Origin of the sequence: Gordonia shandongensis DSM 45094 (assembly GCF_000423025.1) — a bacterium.
GTDB classification, from domain to species: Bacteria; Actinomycetota; Actinomycetes; order Mycobacteriales; family Mycobacteriaceae; genus Gordonia; species Gordonia shandongensis.
The window spans coordinates 350,435-369,311 of sequence record NZ_AUHE01000002.1 but is presented as its reverse complement, the minus strand read 5'-3'; the positions used below and the strand labels follow the sequence as shown (position 1 = coordinate 369,311).

The 18,877-nt window shown below is 68.5% G+C and carries 16 protein-coding genes; 2 read left to right on the top strand and 14 right to left on the bottom strand.

What is annotated here, in order from left to right:
• Positions 1–26 precede the first annotated feature (26 nt).
• Positions 27–431 carry a TIGR03618 family F420-dependent PPOX class oxidoreductase gene (locus G528_RS0104560; RefSeq protein ID WP_026917944.1) on the top strand — a complete coding sequence of 135 codons (405 nt, stop codon included), beginning with the start codon at positions 27–29 and terminating at the stop codon, positions 429–431.
• Here G528_RS0104560 and G528_RS0104555 read toward each other — a convergent pair.
• On the bottom strand, positions 421–1,545 hold the full coding sequence (locus tag G528_RS0104555; RefSeq protein ID WP_026917943.1) for a M24 family metallopeptidase: 1,125 nt from the start codon (positions 1,543–1,545) through the stop codon (positions 421–423). The two genes, G528_RS0104560 and G528_RS0104555, sit on opposite strands and share 11 nt — an antisense overlap.
• Positions 1,546–1,587: 42 nt before the next feature.
• Between G528_RS0104555 and G528_RS0104550 the strand changes: the two genes are divergently transcribed.
• Entirely contained in the window at positions 1,588–2,559 is a 972-nt protein-coding gene (locus tag G528_RS0104550; RefSeq protein ID WP_026917942.1) for a 5'-3' exonuclease, read from the top strand.
• Positions 2,560–2,589: 30 nt separating this feature from the next.
• Here the strand turns inward: G528_RS0104550 and G528_RS0104545 are convergent, their stop codons facing one another.
• From G528_RS0104545 to arc, 13 genes are all read right to left on the bottom strand, one after another.
• A complete protein-coding gene (locus tag G528_RS0104545) occupies positions 2,590–3,540 on the bottom strand; it encodes a DUF4333 domain-containing protein (RefSeq protein WP_026917941.1) in 951 nt (316 codons plus the stop codon).
• Between the two features lie 65 nt (positions 3,541–3,605).
• Positions 3,606–6,365 carry a DEAD/DEAH box helicase gene (locus G528_RS0104540; RefSeq protein WP_051198273.1) on the bottom strand — a complete coding sequence of 920 codons (2,760 nt, stop codon included), beginning with the start codon at positions 6,363–6,365 and terminating at the stop codon, positions 3,606–3,608.
• A 3-nt stretch (positions 6,366–6,368) separates the two neighbouring features.
• Complete coding sequence (tatC, locus tag G528_RS0104535) at positions 6,369–7,286, bottom strand: twin-arginine translocase subunit TatC (RefSeq protein ID WP_211220594.1); 918 nt, start codon at positions 7,284–7,286, stop codon at positions 6,369–6,371.
• 88 nt (positions 7,287–7,374) lie between these two features.
• Complete coding sequence (gene tatA / locus G528_RS0104530; RefSeq protein ID WP_026917938.1) at positions 7,375–7,641, bottom strand: Sec-independent protein translocase subunit TatA; 267 nt, start codon at positions 7,639–7,641, stop codon at positions 7,375–7,377.
• Between the two features lie 73 nt (positions 7,642–7,714).
• Positions 7,715–8,680 (bottom strand): helix-turn-helix transcriptional regulator, encoded by a 966-nt coding sequence (locus G528_RS0104525; protein ID WP_026917937.1) that lies wholly within the window; start codon positions 8,678–8,680, stop codon positions 7,715–7,717.
• Positions 8,677–9,615, bottom strand: a complete 939-nt coding sequence (locus G528_RS0104520) for a helix-turn-helix transcriptional regulator (protein WP_051198320.1) — start codon at positions 9,613–9,615, stop codon at positions 8,677–8,679. The genes G528_RS0104525 and G528_RS0104520 overlap by 4 nt, the downstream gene beginning before the upstream one ends.
• 61 nt (positions 9,616–9,676) lie before the next feature.
• A complete protein-coding gene (gene pafA, locus G528_RS0104515) occupies positions 9,677–11,035 on the bottom strand; it encodes a Pup--protein ligase (protein WP_026917935.1) in 1,359 nt (452 codons plus the stop codon).
• Between the two features lie 4 nt (positions 11,036–11,039).
• Positions 11,040–11,822 carry a proteasome subunit alpha gene (gene prcA / locus G528_RS0104510; RefSeq protein WP_026917934.1) on the bottom strand — a complete coding sequence of 261 codons (783 nt, stop codon included), beginning with the start codon at positions 11,820–11,822 and terminating at the stop codon, positions 11,040–11,042.
• Complete coding sequence (gene prcB, locus G528_RS0104505; protein ID WP_026917933.1) at positions 11,819–12,658, bottom strand: proteasome subunit beta; 840 nt, start codon at positions 12,656–12,658, stop codon at positions 11,819–11,821. Before prcB ends, prcA begins: the two co-directional genes overlap by 4 nt.
• A complete protein-coding gene (locus G528_RS0104500; protein ID WP_026917932.1) occupies positions 12,655–12,846 on the bottom strand; it encodes a ubiquitin-like protein Pup in 192 nt (63 codons plus the stop codon). The genes prcB and G528_RS0104500 overlap by 4 nt, the downstream gene beginning before the upstream one ends.
• An 87-nt stretch (positions 12,847–12,933) precedes the next feature.
• Positions 12,934–14,439 carry a depupylase/deamidase Dop gene (dop, locus tag G528_RS0104495; protein ID WP_026917931.1) on the bottom strand — a complete coding sequence of 502 codons (1,506 nt, stop codon included), beginning with the start codon at positions 14,437–14,439 and terminating at the stop codon, positions 12,934–12,936.
• A gap of 20 nt (positions 14,440–14,459) precedes the next feature.
• Positions 14,460–17,120 (bottom strand): FHA domain-containing protein, encoded by a 2,661-nt coding sequence (locus tag G528_RS0104490; protein ID WP_026917930.1) that lies wholly within the window; start codon positions 17,118–17,120, stop codon positions 14,460–14,462.
• Positions 17,121–17,190: 70 nt separating this feature from the next.
• Positions 17,191–18,864, bottom strand: a complete 1,674-nt coding sequence (gene arc, locus G528_RS0104485) for a proteasome ATPase (protein ID WP_026917929.1) — start codon at positions 18,862–18,864, stop codon at positions 17,191–17,193.
• Positions 18,865–18,877: the final 13 nt, after the last annotated feature.

The window sequence follows — 18,877 nt, the reverse complement described above, 5'->3', positions numbered from 1 at the left end:
ACCGCCGGTGGGTACCGTGAACAGCCATGGCCCGCACACTTGTCGACCTGTCCCCCGCCGCCGTGGAGATGCTCTCCGCCTACCACCTCGGCTCTCTGGCCACCCTCCGGCACGACGGCAGCCCGCACGTGGTGGCGGTCGGATTCACCGTCGACCGCGCCACTGACACGGCGCGTGTCATCACGATGGAGGGCAGCCAGAAGGTCCGCAACGCCGACCGAGGCGGACACGCGGCGCTCACGCACGTCGACGGCCCCCGGTGGCTGACCCTCGAGGGGCCCGTCCGCGTTCGGCGCGATCCGGAGTCGGTCCGGGACGCAGAGGCCCGTTACGCGGCGCGCTACCGCGAGCCGAAGCCGAACCCGCGTCGCGTCGTCATCGAGATGACGGTGACCCGGGTGCTGGGGTCGGCCGCCATGTTCACCGGCTGACCGGGAGGACCGTGAGGTCGCGCGGCCGGGTGTTCACCGATTCACAGCCGTCGTCGGTGACGATCACGATGTCCTCGATCCGCGCCCCCCAGTCCCCAGCGGAGTAGACGCCGGGTTCCACGCTGAAGGCCATGCCCGGTCGCAGGACGTCGTCGTTTCCACTCACGATGTACGGCTCTTCGTGCACCGACAAGCCGATTCCGTGTCCGGTGCGATGGATGAATCGATCGCCGAGCCCGGCGGCCGCCAGCACGTCGCGGGCCGCAGCGTCGATGCTGTGCGCGGTGACGCCGGGACGCACGGCGCTGACCGCCGCCTCCTGGGCGTGCTGGAGCGTCGCGTACTCGGCGGCGATGTCGGCGCGGACCGCACCGAAGCAGTATGTGCGCGTGCAGTCGGAGTTGTAGCCGGGGTCGACCGGACCTCCGATGTCGATCACGACGACGTCGTCGGCGCCGATGATCCGATCGGACATCTCGTGATGGGGGTCGGCGCCGTTCGGCCCGGAACCCACGATGATGAACTCGGCATGAGAGTGACCTTCGGCCCGGATCGCGGCGTCGATGTCGGCGGCGACCTGCTTCTCGGTCCGCCCCGGGACGAGGAACTCACCCATCCGAGCGTGTACCCGGTCGATCGCGGCGCCGGCACGCCGCAGAGCCGCCAGTTCGGCGGCGTCCTTGATCATGCGGAGCTCGCGGAGCACGGGCGTCGCCAGCCGCGGCGCCACCGTCGACCGGTCGGCCAGCGGTACCAGATGAAGGGCGGGAAGGGCGTCGGAGACACCGAGACGGGCGTCGCCCCCCAACCCGTCGAGGGCGAGCGCATACGGGTCGTCGCCGTCGACCCAGTCGGCGATCGGCAGATCGAGATCGCCGATCGCGGACTCGCGCAGCGCAGCCAGTTCCAGGCGTGCCGTCACCACGCGCGGCCGCGCGTCCGGCCGGATGACGAGCGCCGTCAACCGTTCGAAGGTCTCGGCCTCCGATCCGGTGAGATAGCGGAAGTCGGGCCCCGTCCCGACGATCAACGCATCGAGACCCTCCGCTTCGGTGAGCTCGGCGGCGCGGCGGAGTCGGTCGGAGTACACATCGGAATCGAATCTGGTGGCCATGCCACCAGGGTATTTCACGCGACGTGTGGAAAGCTGGTCCGCATGGCCGGCACGCTGATGCTCCTCGACGGAGCGAGTCTGTGGTTCCGCTCGTTCTATGCGATTCCCGAGAAGCTGACGGCACCCGACGGGAGACCCGTCAACGCGGTCCGCGGATTCGTCGACACGATCGCGGCTCTGGTGACGACACACGAGCCGACGCGGCTGGTGGTCTGTCTGGACCTGGATTGGCGACCCGCGTTCCGGACCGACCTCATCGGGTCGTACAAGGCGCAGCGCGTCGCGCAGGACACCGGGCGCGAGCAGGTCCCGGACTCGCTGCCGCCGCAGGTCGACATGATCCTCGAGCTTCTGCGCTGCGCGGGAATCGCCACGGCGGGAGCCGACGGGTGCGAGGCCGACGACGTGATCGGCACCCTGACGGATCGGGAGGACACCGACGACGTGATCGTCGTCAGCGGGGACCGCGACCTGCTGCAGGTGGTCGCCGACGATCCCGTCCGGGTCCGCGTGTACTACGTCGGCCGGGGACTGGCGAAGGCAGAGCTGATGGGGCCGGACGAGGTGGCCGCGAAGTACGGTCTGCCCGTCACCCGCGCCGGCGCGGCCTACACGGAGATGGCGATTCTGCGCGGCGACCCGTCCGACGGACTCCCCGGGGTCCCGGGCATCGGCGACAAGACGGCATCGACGCTGCTGACCCGTTTCGGTTCGCTCGACGCCCTCCTGACGGCCGCCGGCGACAGTGCCGCCGACGTCCCCGCCCGCGCCAGAAAGTCACTGGTGAACTCCGTGGACTACATCGACGCCGCACGGATCGTCGCGGCCGTGAAGCGGGACGCGACGATCACCGTCGGATACGGTGCGGCCGCCGAATCAGCGACGGCCGCCGTGCTGCCGACCGAACCGGCGGACTCCGCCGGCCTGGCCTCGCTCGTCGAGGAACTGGGCGTCGGGGCCGCGGTGGGCCGTCTGGGCCGATCACTGGGCTGGACCGAGTTCGCCACGAGGTGACCCGGACGGCCCGCGATCGCGGGCGAGCCGTCAGTTCGACGGGCGGGCGACCTCGTAGGTGCCGTCGGAATCCTTGATCGTGACGGTGACACGCTTCTCATCGCCGTTGACCGTCACCGAGCAGGTGAAGCTGTGGCCCTCCTCGATCTTCTGGTCACCGGGGCACTCGACGTCCTTGACGTCCTTGTATCCGTATCCCTCGGGAGCAGCGGTTGTCAGAGTGGTCTTGACACCGTCCTCGACCGCGTCTCCCGACAGGGTCGCCTTCGCCCACCCCGGCGCGAGGAATGCCGTGATCAGCACCACGGCGGCGATGATGAGAATCAGCACCGAGATGCCGGCGATGATGACGCCCTTGCCCCGCTTGCGCGGCGGCTTCGCGGGACCGTTCGGGGTGATCGTCGGATCGGCAGCGCCGGCGTACGGCTGCCCGTACTGGGGCTGTCCGTACTGGGGCTGGGCGAACTGGGGCTGCCCGGGCTGGGGCTGGGCGAACGGCTGCTGCCCGTACTGGGGCTGCCCGGGCTGGGGTTGCCCGAACTGGGGCTGCCCGGGCTGGGGCTGGGCGAACGGCTGCTGCCCGTACTGGGGCTGCCCGGGCTGGGGTTGCCCGAACTGGGGTTGGCCGAACGGCTGCTGCCCGGGCTGGGGTTGCCCGTATTGCGGCTGACCGGGCTGGGGCTGCCCGGACTGGGGCTGCCCGGACTGGGGTTGCCCGTACTGGGGTTGGCCGAACGGCTGCTGGCCGGGCTGGGGCTGCCCGGGCTGGGGCTGACCTGCCGCGGGAGCGGTCGCCTGCGGCGGCACCTGCTGAATCTCAGTCGGCTGCTGTGACGGGGCCTGCTGCGACGGGGATTGGGGAACCTGGGCGGTGGTGTCACCGACGTCCCCCGACGGGGCCGCCTGGTCCGAACGCGGCGTCACCGCAGTGGTGTCGTCGGCCCGGTCGTCCGGGGTGGTCGATTCGTCACCGTTGCTCATTACACGCCTCTCCTGATCACATCGCCCATGGGGGCCCTGGCTGCAGACACGTTACCGTAGGGCGGTCAATCCAGTTCGGAGGCGACCACGCCCCGTCGGACGGCCTTGACGGCGTTCCGTGCCGTCGCCGCGAGCGGAGTCGCGGGGTCGACACTCTGCCGGATCTGCTCCAACAGGTCGATGACCTGCCGATTCCACCGGACGAAGTCACCGGGTGAGAGCAGCTGTCCGCGCTCGGACGCGGCCGTCAGGGCCTCACGAAGCGACCGCCCCGCCGCCCACGCGCCGACCGCGACACAGAATCCCGTGTCGGGTTCACGCGTTTGAACGACTCCGTGACGCCGTTGCACCTCGTTGACCGACTCCCAGACCACCGTCGTGTCGACCAGGGCGTCGCGCAACGAGACGTTGCCGGGCATCGAATCGATACCGCCGGAGAACGAATCCCGGCGGGACTCGTAGACCACCGCCGACACGACGGCGGCCAGATCGGGAGCCGAGAGCCTGTCCCAGACGCCGGCGCGGATGCACTCGGCGACCAGCAGGTCGCTCTCCGAGTAGATGCGGCGCAGCACCGAACCCGTCGGGGTCACCACGAGCTCGCCCACATCATCGTGTTCGAGATACGACAACTCCACCAGTACCCCGCAGATGGCGTCGAACTCGGTCTCCAACGCCGCCGTCCGCTCGTCGACAGCCCGCTCCAACGAGGCGATGTCGCGCAGCAGCCGGCTGCGGCGTTCGGCGATGCGATGCAGATCGTCGATGCCGGCCATCGCATGAACCCGATGGCGGCGGAGGGCCGCGCGGAGCTCGGACAGTCGTCGGTCCGCATCCGAGACGTGCTTCTTCTTTCGATTGCGGCCCCGCGGCCGTTCCACACCGCTCGCCCGGAGCCGTTCGACCAGTTCCCGGCGGCCCCGCCCGCTTCGTCGGTTCGCCGACTTCGGGATCCGCAGGTGCCCGAGGACCTCGGGCGGATTCACGAAGTCGTTGACCCCGACGCGTCCGGCCCACCCGTCGTCGACGAGAACCAGCGGCTTCGGATCGAGATCGCGCTGCGCGGCCTCCAGCACGAGGGCCAGTCCCCGATGCCGTCCGCCGGTCACTGCGATGATGTGACCGGGCTTCAATGCGGTGAGGTCGGCCGAGACCGCGGCCGAACTCTCCATCCGGCGCGCGAACTTGACCTCCCGCTCGTGGCGACGGATGTCTTCGCGCAGCGACATGTAGTCGAGCAGTTCCTCGACCGACACGTCCTTGCGATGGGCGGCCTGGTCGAGTTCGCCGTCCACGCGACGGAGGTTGTCGCGGGCTCGATCGAGCCGACGCGCCTGCCCCACCACGGACCGGTCGGTCTGGAACTGGGCGAACGATCGACGCAACAGGTCACGGGACCCGTCGACACCGAGCCTGTCGATCAGATTCATCGCCATGTTGTACTCCGGCGAGAACGAACTGCGCAGCGGGAAGGTTCGGGCACCGGCGAGTCCCGCGACACGGTCCGGAGCCACCTCCGGCGTCCAGACGACGACGGCGTGCCCCTCGACGTCGATGCCGCGCCGACCGGCGCGGCCGGTCAACTGCGTGTACTCCCCCGGCGTCAGATCGACGTGCGCCTCGCCGTTGTACTTGATCAACCGTTCCAGCACGACGCTGCGCGCAGGCATGTTGATGCCCAATGCGAGCGTCTCGGTGGCGAAGACCACCTTGACCAATCCGGTCACGAACAGTTCTTCGACCGCCTGTCTCAGCGTCGGCAGCATGCCCGCGTGGTGTGCGGCGAACCCGCGACGCAGTCCGTCGCGCCAGTCGTCGATCCCCAAGACCTCGGCATCGCCGGGGGTCAGGGTCCGAATGTGCCGGTCGACGATCTCGTCGACCGCGGGAACGTCCCCGGGGTCGAGGAGGTTGAGATCCGATCGGAGGCACTGCGCCAATGCCGCATCGCAGCCCTTCCGCGAGAAGATGAAGCTGATCGCCGGCAGCAGTCCGTGCTCGTCCAACCGCTCGACGAGGCGTGGACGATTGACGCCGGGTCGTCTCCGCCGCTCCCGGGCGAGCCGTTCGCGGTATCCGCCGACGGCGTCGTCCGACAGCAGCCGGTGCTTGATGTACCGCGTCAGCTCCGGGTTGACCTGTCCCGGATGCCTGTGGTCGAAGAGGCCGAACATGCGGTTCTGCACCAGCATGTGCTGGTGCAGCGGCACCGGTCGATGCTCGTCGACGATGACGGAGGTGTCGCCGCGGACCGTGGTGATCCAGTCGCCGAACTCCTCGGCATTGCTGACCGTCGCCGACAGGCTGACCACCCGCACGGACGGATCGAGACCCAGGATCACCTCCTCCCACACGGCGCCCCGGAACCTGTCGGCCAGAAAGTGGACCTCGTCCATCACCACGTGCGACAGATCGGCCAGCGTCGACGATTCGGCGTACAGCATGTTGCGCAGCACCTCGGTGGTCATCACGACCACGGGCGCATCGGAGTTGATGGAGTTGTCGCCGGTGAGCAGTCCGACGTGCTCCTCACCGTGCACGGCGACCAGATCGTGGAACTTCTGGTTGCTCAACGCCTTGATCGGCGTGGTGTAGAAACACTTGGTCCCCTCGGCGAGCGCCAGGTGCACCGCGAATTCGCCGACGACCGTCTTGCCCGCACCGGTCGGTGCGCACACCAGGACCCCGAGACCCGACTCGAGGGCGGCGCAGCCGCGACGCTGGAAGGGGTCGAGCGGGAAGTCCAGGCGAGCGGAGAACGCCGCGAGGTGAGGTCCCGGCTCCGGCAGCGGTGGATCGGACGGGTAATCGGTGTCGACGGTCATCTCCTACAGGATCTCATCGAAGGCGGCACGGGAGCGAATGGAATCACGCTCGGCCCCCGCACCGATTCGAACTCCCGACGACGCATCGGCGCCGACCCCGTCTGGTGTACCGCGCTCGAGCGACGACGCCTGATCGTCGGGAACGGACATCCAGTCGGGACTCCGCTTCGCCTTCCGCTTGTCGTGGATCCGGGCGATCTGGATCGCGAACTCGAGCAGCACCGTCAGCGCCGCCGCGAGCGCGAGCATCGTGAACGGATCCTGGCCGGGGGTCACGATCGCCGCGAACACGAACAGCGCGAAGATCAATCCGCGGCGCCACCGGGCCATCCGCCGATAGGTCAGAACACCCACCAGGTTGAGGGCGACGATGAGCAACGGCAACTCGAAGCTGATTCCGAACAGGATCAGCAGATGGATCATGAAGCTGAAGTACTGATCGCCGGCGAGGGCCGTCACCTGGACGTCGCTGCCGACGTTGAGCAGGAACTCGAAGGCCTTCGCGACCACCACGTACGCCAGGACCGCACCGGCGACGAACAGCACGCTGGCCGCGACGACGAAGGTGTTGGCGTACCGGCGCTCGTTCTTGTGCAGACCCGGGGTGATGAATCGCCAGATCTGCATCAGCCAGATCGGGCACGCCAGGACGATGCCCGCGGTCAACGCGACCTGCAGACGGAGCATGAACTGGTCGAACGGTCCCGTCGCGAGGAGCCGACACTCGCCGTCCGATGTCAGCGATGCTCGACTGCTCGCGTCGATATCGCAGTAGGGGCCGCGAAGCAGCTCACCGAGGGATTCGATCCGCCAGAGGCCGTGGCTGTACCAGACGAAGCCGACGACGGTGGTCAGGGCGATGGCGATCATCGAGATGAGCAGTCGCCGCCGCAATTCGTACAGGTGCTCCGCCAGGGGCATGGAGCCGTCGGGATTGACTCGGCTCCGTCGGCGGCGAGGATCGAGTCGACCGAGCGAGATTCGTGTGCGCACTCGCGGTGGTGCGCGGTTACGCGGACTTCTTGTCGACCGGTTCACCGTCGGCCGGGTCGCTCACCGGCTTCCGGGCGGTCGGCAGCTCACGACGCTCGGCCTCGGCGTCATCGGTCGAGTCCTTGCCGTCCTTGCCGTCCTTCTGCATCTCCTGGATCTCCGATTTGAAGATGCGCAGCGAACGTCCCAGGCCGCGGGCGGCTCCGGGCAGCTTGGCGGAACCGAACAGCACGACCAGCACGATGAGCACGATCGCCCAGTGCCACGGTGACATTGCACCCATGATTGAACCCTTCACACGACAGTGGTGTCTGCTCGTAAGTCTACCCAAACAGCGGCGTCCCGTCGCGGTCAGATCACCGCCGGTAACGGGCGCGCGCGGACTGCGCGGTCCGGCCCAGGTCGGCGGCGATGTCGTCGGGTGCCGACAACAACCTGACCCGACCGCCGAAGCCGAGGAGGAATCGGGTGAGCCACTCCGGCGACCCGTACCGCAGGGTGGCCGCGATCGGAACGTCGGGAGCCTCGTCGAGCTCCGACTCCGGATCGGCCGCGTAGTACTCGAGCAGCCAGATCGACTCGGGATCGATCTGAATCCGGGCGACCGGAAGCTCCCCGGTCAGGGCGCGGACGTCGGTCGGCGGTTCGAGCGGACCCACGGTGGTCGGCGGCGCCGACTCCTCGTCGAGGACGTCGGCCGACTCGACCCGGTCGAAACGGAACAGTCGGACGCCCTCCGAAGATCGGCACCACGCCTCGAGATAGGAGTTCCCGTCGACCGCCGTGATCCGGATCGGATCGACCGTTCGCTCGGACACCGAGTCCCGACTGGGCGTGTAGTAGCGGATGCGCACGGCGCGGCGCGTCTCCATGGCGGTGCGGAGCGACTGGTCGACGGGTCGCTCGCCGACGTCCGCGACGTCCGTGGCGACGGCACGGCCGGCGGCGCCGACCGCCGCCTCGATCTTGGCGATCGCACTGCGCACTGCGGCGGGATCCGCCGCCCCCGGCGTGTCGGAGACCATGTTCAACGCCATCAGGACGATGTTGGCCTCGGTGCCGGTCAATCGGAGCGGACGATCCATGCCCGCGGTGAACAGCACGCTGACGTATCCGTCCCAGAACTGGATGTCGATGAGGTCTTCCGGGCCGTATCCGGGCAGCCCGCAGACGAAGAGCTGTTCGAGGTCTGCGGTCAGCTGGGGAACACTCACCCCGAGATCGTCGGCTGCGGTCGCGAGCTTGATGCCGGGACGGGCCTGGAAGTACGGCACCATCGCCAGCAGGCGCGACAGCCGGGACGGTGCGGTCGCCGAGGTCATGACGCCGCCTCCTGCGCGATCAGCCGGTCCAGGTCCGCGATCACCTCGGCGCGAAGATCGTCCGGCGACTGGACCACCGCATCGGGGCCGGCGGCCAGGACCAGACGCTTGAGGCCGGACCGGGACCGGATCGCTATGGTGAGCAGATCCCCGGCCTCGCCGAGATGTTCGTGGCGTTCGGCGGTCTCGGCGATCCGCCGCAGGCCATGCGCACGGTCGGCGGCGACCCACACCTGAGCGGTGGAGCCGGCGGCCTCGGAGGCCTCGGCGACGGCCTCGGCGACGATGTCGGTGAGTCGGATGTCGGACGGCACCCGCACCGCTCCGGGAGCCGAGTCGGCGCGGACGTCGGTGACCCGCGAGATCCGGAACGTGCGGGTCGCGTCACGGTCGAGGTCGTGACCGACCACGTACCAGCGGCCGGTGTGGGAGACGACGCCCCAGGGTTCGAGGCTGCGCTCGCTCCGACCGCGGACGGTGCGATGGGTGAAACGCACCGACCGCCGCGCGTCGATGGCCGACAGGAGTGCACCGATCACGCGCTCGTCGCCGACCGATCGCGTCGCGGCACCGTGGCTCACCGCCAACTCGTCGTCCTGGCGAACCTCGACGCCCGCGGCACGCAACTTCAACAGGGCGGTCTGGAAGACGGCCGCCACCTCGGGTTCATGCCACACCGCCGAGGCTGCCGCGACGGCGGCCGCCTCGTCGGGATCGAGTGTGATGTCCGGGAGCGAATACTCGTCGGGGTTGATGCGATATCCCTCCTCGCCGGACGGGTTGCGGCCCGTCTCGACGGGGATGCCCATCTCGCGGAGCTCCCGCTTGTCCCGTTCGAGCATCCGCTTGAACGAGTCCGCCTGCTGGTCCCCGCCGGAATACCCGATGACGTTCTCTCGAATGAAGTCGGCGGTGACGAACTGCCGTGCGGACATCAGACAGATGACGAGGTTCACGAGCCTCTCGTTTTTCTTGGCCACCGCCCCACTGTAGGTGCTAGAGCGAGGCGATCAGCCGATCGACGCGCTCGTCGACGCTGCGGAACGGGTCCTTGCACAGCACGTTGCGTTGCGCCTGATCGTTGACCTTGAGATGGACCCAGTCGACCGTGAAGTCGCGGCCCGCAGCCTGCGCCGCCGTGATGAACTCCCCGCGGAGCCGGGCGCGAGTGGTCTGCGGCGGCTCCGAGACGGCCCGGTCGATCTCATCGTCGGTGACCACCCGGTCGGCCAGGCCCTTGCGCGCGAGCACGTCGAAGACGCCGCGGCCGCGTCGGATGTCGTGGTACGCCAAGTCGAGCTGCGCGATCTTCGGGTGCGCGAGGTCGATCGACAGGCGATCCTGATACCGCTGGAGCAGCTTGCGTTTGATGACCCAGTCGATCTCCGTGTCGACTCGGCTGAAGTCGTCGGTCTCGACGGCGTCGAGCACCCTCCCCCACAGATCGACGACTCGATCCATGACGGGATCCGGCGTCCGGTCGGCCAGATGCGCGACCGCTCGCGCATGATATTCGCGCTGCACCGACAGTGCCGTGGCGGTACGCCCGCCGGCGAGCCGGATCTCGCGGCGACCCGTCGGGTCGTGACTGATGTCGCGGATCGCACGGATCGGATTGTCCAGGGCGAAGTCGTGGAACGAGATCCCCGACTCGATCATCTCGAGGACCAGCAGGGCGGACCCCACCTTGAGCATCGTCGTCGTCTCCGACATGTTGGAGTCGCCGACGATCACATGGAGCCGACGGTACTTCTCGGCGTCGGCGTGCGGCTCGTCCCGGGTGTTGATGATCGGCCGCGACCGGGTGGTGGCCGAGGAGACGCCCTCCCAGATGTGATCGGCACGCTGGGACAGGCAGTACTTGGCCTCGTGCCCGACCGTGAGCACCTTGCCGGCGCCGCAGATGAGCTGACGGGTGACGAGGAACGGCAACAGGACGTCGGAGACCCGGCCGAACTCGCCGACGCGGCTCACGAGATAGTTCTCGTGACAGCCGTACGAGTTGCCCGCGGAGTCGGTGTTGTTCTTGAACAGATAGATGTCTCCGCCGATCCCCTCGGCGGTGAGGCGTTCCTCGGCGTCGACCAGCAGCTCCTCGAGGATCCGCTCCCCGGCGCGGTCGTGGGCGATCAACTGGGAGATCGAGTCGCATTCCGCGGTCGCGTACTCGGGATGCGAGCCGACGTCCAGATACAGGCGTGAGCCGTTGGTGAGGAAGACGTTCGACGAGCGTCCCCACGCGACGACCCGCCGGAAGAGGTAGCGTGCGACCTCGTCCGGGCTCAGTCGTCGCTGCCCCTGGAAGGTGCAGGTGACGCCGTACTCCGTCTCGATGCCCATGATGCGTCGTTCCACCGGGTCACTCCTGTCCGAGGTGTGTGGCGACGGCCGCGTCGGTGAGACGGCGGAAGGCGCGTCGCGGCCGTGTGCGGTCGAGGATCGCGACCTCCACGTCGGCCGCGGTCAGCGCGGGCGGAGCCGCCTTCTCGCCTGCCGCGGGACTCCCCGATCCCGCGTTCCCCGATGTCGTGCCCCCCGAGGCCGTGCTCCCCGAGGAAGGGGTGTCGGCCGACGCGGCGAGAGCCGCCGCCGACATCCTCACCGCCGCGGCCAGATCGAGGTCCGGACGGTAGGCCTCGGTCATCGCCGTGACGATCGGCTCCGTGGTGCCGCCCATCACGATGAACGACGTCTCGTCGACGATCGACCCGTCGTAGCCGATTCGATAGAGCCTCGAGGCGGTTTCGCGCCCCGGCTGGGCGACCTCCGCGACGCACAGTTCGACCTCGAACGGTTTGGCCTGCTCGGTGAACACCGCTCCGAGGGTGTTGGCGTAGGCGCTGGCCAGCGACAGTCCCGTGACGTCGGCCCGGTCGTAGCTGTAGCCCCGCAAGTCCGCCATCTGGATGCCCGCCTTGCGGAGACCCTCGAATTCGTTGTACTTCCCGACGGCGGCGAAACCGATGCGGTCGTAGATCTCGCTGACCTTGCGCAGGGTGTTGGACGGGTTGTGGGCCACGAACAGGACGCCGTCCGCGTAGGTGAGCGCGATGACGCTGCGCCCACGTGCGATGCCCTTCCGGGCGAGTTCCGAGCGGTCGCGCATGATCTGCTCGGCACTGGCGTAGTACGGGAACGTCATAGGTCGCCTCCCCCGGCCGCCTCGGCACGCCGTCGGGCGATCACGGCCTCGGCGGCCTCCTCGATCTGCGACTCCGCGGCCAACTGCGCGCCGTCGGCCGTCACGTGCGCGGCGGTCGGGAAGATTCTGCGCACCAGATCGGGTCCGCCGGTCGCCGAGTCGTCGTCGGCGGCGTCGTACAACGCCTCCACCGCGACCTGCAGCGCCTCGTCGCCGGACAGGGCCGGGTGATAGAGCTTCTTGAGGGACGATTTGGCGAAGACCGAACCGGAGCCGATGGCCTCGTACCCGGCGGTCTCCTCGTGCCGTGACCCGGCCACGTCGAACGAGAAGATGCGGCCGCGCGCCGCGGCGTCGGCGTCGGCGTCGAATCCGACGAGAAGCGGAATCGCGGCGAGGCCCTGCATCGCGGCTCCGAGGTTGCTGCGCACCATCGTGGCGAGTCGGGCGACCTTGCCGTCGAGCGTCAGCGGGACGCCCTCGATCTTCTCGTAGTGCTCCAACTCGACGGTGAACAGGCGGACCATCTCGATGGCGATGCCCGCGGTACCGGCGATCCCGGCCGCCGAGAACTCATCGGTCACGTACACCTTCTGGACATCGCGGGTCGCGATGAGGTTGCCCATCGTCGACCGGCGATCGCCGGCGAGAATCACCCCGCCCGGGTGGCTCACGGCGACGATCGTCGTGCCGTGCGGAATCGCGGAGGTCGCGGACGGCGTCGCGGTGCGATCGGCAAGAGCGTTGTGCGGCAACCGGTCCGGAGCGTTCACCCGGAGGTACTCCGTGAACGACGAGATGTCGGGGCCAACCGTGTCGCCGGGGCGCAGACTCACTGCCCGCCCTTCTGCACGTAGGCGCGGACGAAGTCCTCGGCATTCTCCTCGAGCACGTCGTCGATCTCGTCGAGCAGGTCGTCGGTGTCCTCGGCGAGCTTCTCACGACGTTCCTGTCCGGCGGCACCGCCGCCGACGATCTCGTCGTCGCCGCCCCCGCCGCCGCGATGAGTCTGCTCCTGCGCCATATTCGCCTCCTGAAGAGTGGTCTGGACCTCAACCCTACCGGCCCGGGCCGGCTCCGGTCGGGGTCCGTGTGGTGGTCCCCGTCGCGGTCACTGTGCGGTGAGCCGGTCGACGAGTTCCGCTGCGCTCTGCGCGGTCTCGAGCAATTCGGCGACATGCCGTGCGGTCCCGCGGAGCGGTTCGAGCATCGGGATTCGCACCATCGAGTCGCCGCCGAGGTCGAAGATCACCGAATCCCAGCTCGCGGCGGCGACGTCTGCGCCGAATCGACGGACCGCCTCGCCGCGAAAATAGGCGCGGGTGGTCTCCGGCGGGTTGTGCACCGCGTTCGCGACCTGCTCCTCGGTGACGAGGCGCTTCATCGAGCCCCGCGACACCAAGCGGTTGTAGAGCCCCTTGTCGAGCCGGACGTCGGAGTACTGCAGATCGATCAGATGGAGTCGAGACGCCGACCATCCGAGACCCTCGCGGGTCCGGAAGCCGTCGAGGAGCCGCAGCTTCGCCGGCCAGTCGAGGATGTCCGCGCATTCCATCGGGTCGCGCTCGAGCCGGTCGAGGACGTCGGCCCACATGGCGAGGACGTCGGCGGCGCGCGCATCGTCGACGTGGTTCCGGTCGTGGAACGTCTGCGCCCGGTGGAGATACTCGCGCTGCAGGGCGAGTCCCGTCATCTCCCGACCGTCCTCGAGCGCCACCGTTGCGCGCAGGGTCGGATCGTGGCTGATCGCGTGCACGGCGTCGACCGGACGAGCCAACGCCAGATCGGACAGGTCGACCCCGGCCTCGATGAGATCGAGGACGAGTGCAGTGGTGCCGACCTTGAGGTAGGTCGCGGTCTCGGCCAGATTGGCGTCGCCGATGATGACGTGCAGCCGTCGGTACTTCTCCGGATCGGCGTGCGGTTCGTCCCGGGTGTTGATGATCCCCCGTTTGAGGGTGGTCTCCAGCCCCACCTCGACCTCGATGTAATCGGCCCGCTGCGACAGCTGATATCCGGGCTCCTCACCGCGCTGCCCGATGCCGACGCGACCGGAGCCGCAGATCACCTGACGTGAAGCGAAGAACGGCATCAAGCCGGCGACGATCGACTCGAACGGGGTGGCGCGGTCGCAGAGGTAGTTCTCATGCGTCCCGTACGAGGCTCCCTTGCCGTCGATGTTGTTCTTGTACAACTGCAGGCGCGGTGCGCCGGGAACGCTGGCGACGTGCCGCGCCGCCTCCTCCATCACGCGTTCTCCGGCCTTGTCCCAGATCACCGCGTCGAGGGGATCGGTGACCTCCGGGGCCGAGTACTCGGGGTGGGCGTGGTCGACGTACAGACGCGCCCCGTTGGTCAAGATCATGTTCGCCGCACCGATCTCGTCGGCGTCGATGATGGGCGGCGGACCGCTGCTCGAGCCGAGGTCGAAGCCTCGGGCGTCCCGCATCGGGGACTCCACGGCGTAGTCCCACCGGGTTCGCTGATCGCGCCGCGGCACCTGTGCGGCAGCCGCATACGCGAGCACGGCCTGCGTCGAGGTCATGATCGGGTTGGCGGACGGGTCACCCGGCGCGGAGATCCCGTATTCGACTTCGGTGCCGATGATGCGTTGCATGACTGCCAGCGTAGTGCCGGTCAGTGCGAGCGCAGCCGCAGCCTCGAGTACACGACGCCGGTGAGCACGGCCCCCAGCGCCGCCAGCGCCCCGTAAGCGATGAGCGCGTGGATCGGCGTCGGGTCCCACATGGTGTACATGATCGGGCCGTCGACGGATTCCTCGTCGACCGGCTTCACCTGCGCGACGTCCGGCGCGATGTACGGAACGTCGACGGCTTGCGCCGCGTTGGCATACGCCCAGTACGTCGGGAGCAGCCAGGTGATCGGCTTGACCGCCGCCGAACCGATGGCGATCAGTCCGCCCGAGAGGACCAGCTGGACCATGATGACGATCACCAGCGGCGGCATCGTCTGCTCGCTGGATCGGACCGCTGCGGAGATCGTCAAGCCGACCAGGACACTCACCCACGCTGCGGTCACGACCGCGAGGAACAGCGCCGCGGCCGGCGGGATCAGCGGACCATCGGCATCGGGAGGTGTCACATCCTGCGCCGACGGCAACGCCCGCAGCCCGTAGGTCAGCGCGATCATGATCGCGACCTGGAACGTGGTCACGAGGCAGAACACGATGATCTTGGCGAACAGGTACGCCGCGGGTCGCAGTCCCACCGCACGTTCGCGTTCGAAGATCGACCGTTCCCCGACCAGGTCGCGGACGGAGAGCGCCGTTCCCATGAACGCGGCACCGATCACCAGGACGGTGAGGATCTGCAGCGCCTCCCCCGGATCCTTCGGAAGCATCCCCGGGGGACCGTCGGGTGCGCTGAACCCCTTCTCCCCCGGGATCACCAGCGTCAACGCGCCCAGGATCACGGGCATCAGCAGGAGGACCGCGAGGTAGCCGCGGTCCGCCCAGATCAGACGCAGCTGCCGGCGCGACACCGTGCTCGTCTGTCGCACCAGACTCGAATGCGGCGGTGTGGGCGGCGGATCGATCGGCGGTGCCGACGACGGCCGAGAGGTCTGCGGATGGCGGTCCCGGTACAACGCCCATGCCTGGTCCGGCTGATCCGCGACGAATGAGAAGATCTCGGCCCAGTCGGATGTCCCCAGCTCGGCGCTGACATCGGACGGAGCGCCGCAGAAGGCGGTCTTGCCGCCCGGCGCCAGGAGCAGGACCTGATCGCACAGACTCAGGTAGGTCAGCGAATGGGTGACGACGAGGACGACGCGACCGGCGTCGGCCAGTCGCCGCAGCGTCTTCATCACCTGCTGGTCGAGTGCCGGATCCAGTCCCGATGTCGGCTCGTCGAGGATGATAAGCGACGGGCCGGTGAGCAGTTCCATGGCCACCGATGCGCGTTTGCGCTGACCGCCCGAGAGTTTGTCGACCCGCGTGTCGACGTGTTCGGTGAGCTGCAGTTCGCTGAGCACACCGTCGATCACCACGTCGCGGTCGGCGGTCGACAGGTCGGAGGGCAGCCGAAGCTCCGCGGCGTAGCGAAGGGCCTGCCGCAGGGTGAGCTTGTGGTGCAGGACGTCGTCCTGGGGGACCATGCCGATACGCGACCGGAGCGCCTCGTACTCGCTGTGCACGCCGCGGCCCTCGAAGCTGACGACGCCGACGGTCGGATTGCCGAGTCCGGCCACGATCTTCGAGACCGTCGACTTCCCCGCGCCCGACGGCCCGATGATCGCGGTGAGCGAACCGGGTGCCGCACGGAACGAGACGTCGTTGAGCAGGTCCTTGCCATCGATCGTGAGGCCGACGCCGTCGACCTCGAGGCCGCCGGCGACCTGGGCCTGCGGGCGGCCGCGCGTGAGGGTTCCCTCGGCCACCACGAAGTCGGAGTTGCCGATCGTGACGACGTCGTTCTCGCTGAGACGGTGCGCCATGACCCGCTGGCCGTTGACGAAGGTGCCGTTGACCGACCCCAGATCCTCCAGCAGCAGTCCCTGCGGTGCGCGGGTGAGGCGGGCGTGGTGACGGGACGCCAGGACGTCGCTCACCACGATGTCGTTGTCGGGAGTTCGGCCGATCGTCTGTGCGCCCGTGATCGAGATCGTCTCTCGTCCGCGCAGATGCCCGGGCACCTCGTACACGGCGGAGGCGTTCTGATGCAGTGCGGCCAGGTGCGGTGCGTCGGCGAGCGCACCGAACCTGGGCGGCGCCTGCTGGTATTGCGCGGCCGCCGGCGGACCGGTCTGCGGTCGCCGCGCAGTCTGCGGCGGTGTCTGCGGCTGGCGCTGGGGAGCCGGGGATGGGGGCGCCGGGTGGTGGGGCGCCGGGCGAGCCGGACTCGCCGCCCGCGGCGCTCCGGGGGTCGGTCGCGGCGGCGGTCCGGGCGGCGGTCCGGGCGGAGGTGCCGCCGGTGGTCCGGCCGGGGGCGCCGACTGCGCGGCCGACGGGGGCACGATGGTCGGCACGGACGGGCGTTGCGGCGTCAGGTCGACGACCGGTCCGGTGGTCGCGTCGCCGAGACGGATCTGCATCGGCCGATCGACCCGCACCGAGTCGAGCTTGGCCCCGTTGACGAAGAATCCGTTGGTGCTCCCCCTGTCGGAGACCGTCCACCCGTCGGACCACTCGAAGGCCAGGTGTACGCGCGAGACCAGCGGATGGTTCACGACCACCGCGTTCTCGGGCGTCCGGCCGAGTGTCGCAGGCGAAGTCCGGAGCACCTGGGGGCGAGACTGCGCCACGCGCACGTTGAGCGGGGTCACCGGTGTCGTATTCATCGCCGATCACTCTAGACGTCGGGAACGTCCGGTATCCGTCGAGGGAATGACTCCGCTGCGGGGCGACCGCTCAGAGGTACTGGCCGGTGTTCGACTCGGTGTCGATCGCCCGGCTCGCACCCGCGGTCTTTCCGGTGACCAGCGTCCGGATGTACACGATCCGTTCGCCCTTCTTGCCCGAGATCCGCGCCCAGTCGTCGGGATTCGTGGTGTTCGGCAGATCCTCGTTCTCCGAGAACTCGTCGAGGATCGAATCGAGGAGGTGCGAGATGCGAAGACCGCTCTGCCCGGTGTCCAGGTGGCCCTTGATCGCGTACTTCTTGGCCCGATCGACCACGTTCTGAATCATCGCACCGGAGTTGAAGTCCTTGAAGAACATGACCTCTTTATCACCGTTGGCGTAGGTGACCTCGAGGAACCGGTTGTCATCGGACTCCGCGTACATCCGCTCGACGACACGCTGGATCATCCCGTCGACACACGCCTGCCGGTCACCGTCGAACTCCGCCAGATCCTCCGGATGCAGCGGGAGCTCGGTGGTGAGGTACTTGGAGAAGATGTCGATCGCCGACTCCGCATCGGGCCGCTCGATCTTGATCTTCACATCGAGCCGACCCGGGCGGAGGATCGCGGGATCGATCATGTCCTCGCGGTTCGACGCACCGATGACGATGACGTTCTCGAGTCCCTCGACGCCGTCGATCTCGCTGAGCAGCTGCGGGACGACGGTGGTCTCCACATCCGAGGACACCCCGGAGCCGCGTGTCCGGAAGATCGAGTCCATCTCGTCGAAGAAGACGATCACCGGCGTACCCTCGGACGCCTTCTCGCGCGCCCGCTGAAAGATCAACCGAATGTGGCGCTCGGTCTCGCCGACGAACTTGTTGAGCAGTTCGGGACCCTTGATGTTGAGGAAGTACGATTTCGCCTCGCGGGCGTCGTCACCACGCGACTCGGCGATCTTCCGCGCCAGCGAATTGGCGACCGCCTTGGCGATGAGCGTTTTACCGCAACCGGGCGGACCGTAGAGCAGAACGCCCTTGGGCGGCCGCAGCGCGTACTCGCGGAACAGGTCCTTGTGCAGGAACGGCAGCTCGACGGCATCGCGGATCTGCTCGATCTGCCTCCGGAGCCCGCCGATGTCCTCGTAGTCGACATCCGGCACCTCCTCGAGGACCAGGTCCTCGACCTCGGCCTTCGGAATGCGTTCGAGCGCGTAACCGGCCTTCGAGTCGATCATCAGCGAATCCCCCGGCCGCAGCGTCCGGGAGTTCTCGCCACCGTCGTCGACGTGGATCAACGAGTCCGCGAGCGCGACGATGCGTTCCTCGTCACTGTGACCGACGACCAGCGCCCGCCGCCCGTCGGCGAGGATCTCGCGCAGCGCGGCGATCTCGCCGACCGCGTCGTACTCGAGGGCCTCGACGACCGTGAGCGCCTCGTTGAGGCGCAGCGACTGACCGCGCCGCAGGGAGGCGGATTCGACGTTCGGAGACAGCGTCAACCGCATCTTGCGGCCCGAGGTGAACACGTCGACGGTGTCGTCGTCGCAGACCGCGAGGAGGACCCCGTAACCGCTGGGCGGCTGCCCGAGGTTGTCGACCTCTTCACGAAGGGCGATGAGCTGGGAGCGCGCATCCTTGAGCATCTCGGTGAGCTTCCCGTTCCGGACGGTGAGACTCTCGACGCGCTGCTGCATCGTCGAGAACTCGACGCTGCTCGACGTCTGATCCGACTCGGTCATCGTGCCTCCTTCA